Annotated in this window: 2 protein-coding genes; both read right to left on the bottom strand. The window is 68.2% G+C overall.

Annotated elements, in window-relative coordinates:
• Positions 1 to 1,775, bottom strand: a 1,775-nt coding sequence (gene atzF, locus EOA33_RS33695; RefSeq protein ID WP_127407579.1) for an allophanate hydrolase, incomplete at its 3' end; no start/stop codon positions are given.
• The coding region (locus EOA33_RS33690) for a cupin domain-containing protein (protein ID WP_127407578.1) at positions 1,772 to 2,030 on the bottom strand (259 nt) is incomplete at its 5' end. The genes atzF and EOA33_RS33690, both read right to left, overlap by 4 nt.

Genomic DNA, 2,030 nt, shown 5'->3' with positions numbered 1-2,030 from the left:
AAATTGCGCCAGCCGCCATAGGCCGAGATATCCGTCGCCGCCAGCAGGCCGGCGGTTTCGGCAAGGAACCCTTTCGCCGATGTGCCGTCGTCGAGCTCGATGGTGCCGATTCCGAGCGGCGGCGGGATAGCGGCGACGAAACGGCCGAAGGCATCGGCGCAAAGCCGCCAGACCTCCACCTCGATAGCCGCGCCGCCGCTGCCGACCCGGACCAGCCCGGGCTTGGGTGGGATTTGGCCGGCAAGCTCATAGAGCTTGTAGGAAGGGCTCGTCCGCGTCGCCCGGCAGAAACGCGCTCCGGCATTCTTCAACTGGCCATTGAGCGGCATTCCCGAGAGGTGCGCGCCGACCACCACCAGTTCGATGCTGTCCTCGGCGGGCGCGGCGGCGGGCTGAGCACTTGGCTGCCGCCATCCGGTCGCGCCGAGGGTGAGATCGCTGGCTGAATGAAGGTCGCGCGCGACCGACGCGAGGAGGCCATCCTTTCCTGCCGCGGCCAACAGGGTCACGCTCATCGGCAGGCCGTCGGCGCGTGTGCCGGTCGGCACGGCGATTCCGCACATGTCGAGCAGATTGACGAAATTGGTGTAGGTGCCCAACCGGCTGTTGGTGGCGATCGGATCGGCAAGCACGGCATCGAGCGTGTAGTGGATTGGCGCCGTCGGCAGGCAGAACAGGTCGACGGAGGCGATGACCGGGGCGAGCCGCGCCTTATAAGCCTGCAGGGCATAGAACCCGCGGAAGGCGTCGGCGGCCGATAGGTTTCTGGCGCCGCCGATAATCTTGCGCGTCACGGGATGGAGGGCCGCTTCGTTCACCTCGAAGAAGTCGCGGATCGCGGCATAGCGTTCCGCCACCCAGGCGCCCTCGTAGAGAAGATCGGCGGTGGCGTAGAAGTCGCCGAACGGGATCTCGACGGGGCGGCAGCCGAGCCGCGACAGCAAGGCCAGCGACGCCTCGAAACCAGCCTGCATTGCCGCATCGCCGAAGAATTTCAGGTCGGCTTTTGCCGGGATACCGACGCTCAGCGCCGGCGGGCGCGCCGCGAGCGATTGGACGGCGATGTCACGCGAATAGGGATCGGCCGCGTCGCGCGCGGCGGCGACGGAGAATACCGCATAGGCGTCGTCGACGGTCAGCGCGAAGACCGAGACGCAGTCGAGCGTCCGGCAGGCTGGCACGACGCCAGCCGTCGACAGCGCGCCGACGCTCGGCTTCAGCCCGACGACGCTGTTGAGGCCGGCCGGAACGCGACCCGAGCCGGCGGTATCGGTGCCAAGCGCGAAGGAGACGATGCCGCGCGCCGTCGCCACGGCCGAGCCGGAGGAGGAGCCGCCGGGCACCAGTTTCGGATCGATCGCATTCCTCGGGATCGGCCACGGCGTGCGCACGCCGACCAGACCGGTGGCGAACTGGTCGAGATTGGTCTTGCCGACGACCAGGGCGCCCGCGGCCCTGAGCCTCGCCACCACGGCGGCGTCCCTTGCGGGCGTGTAGGCATATTCGGCGCAGGCGGCCGTGGTCGGCATGCCGGCGACGTCGATATTGTCCTTGACGGCGAAGGGGATGCCCCAGAGCGGCCTGGCCACGGGGTCGAACGGCCCGAGCGCGTCGGCCGCGGCCAGCATCTCGGCTCTCGTCGCAAGGTGGATGAAGATGCCGGGGTCGCCAGCGGCTTCGATGCGGGCCAGCACCGTATCGATCACATCGGCGATGCCGATGCCGCTTTGGTAGGCCGCGTGCAGGCTGCCGATGTCGAAATGGATGTCGCTCATCTCGTGTCCCCCAGAATGGTCACCGGCAAATCCCACTGGATCAGCACGACGCAGCCGTCCTTCGTCCACACCGAATGCTCGGTGCCGACCGGATTGAGGATCACGCTGCCTGCCGGATAGTCGCCGTTCTCGTCGCTCTGCGTGCCTTCCAGCACGACGATGGTTTCCAGCCCGACATGACGGTGGCGCGGCACGCCGGCGCCCGGCTGGTATTTGAGCACCGCGACCGACGGTTCGACCGGACCGCCCTTGAGC

This window comes from Mesorhizobium sp. M4A.F.Ca.ET.050.02.1.1 (assembly GCF_003997725.1).
Lineage (GTDB): Bacteria > Pseudomonadota > Alphaproteobacteria > Rhizobiales > Rhizobiaceae > Mesorhizobium.
The sequence above is the reverse complement of the archived record's forward strand: the minus strand, read 5'-3'. Positions and strand labels throughout refer to the sequence as shown.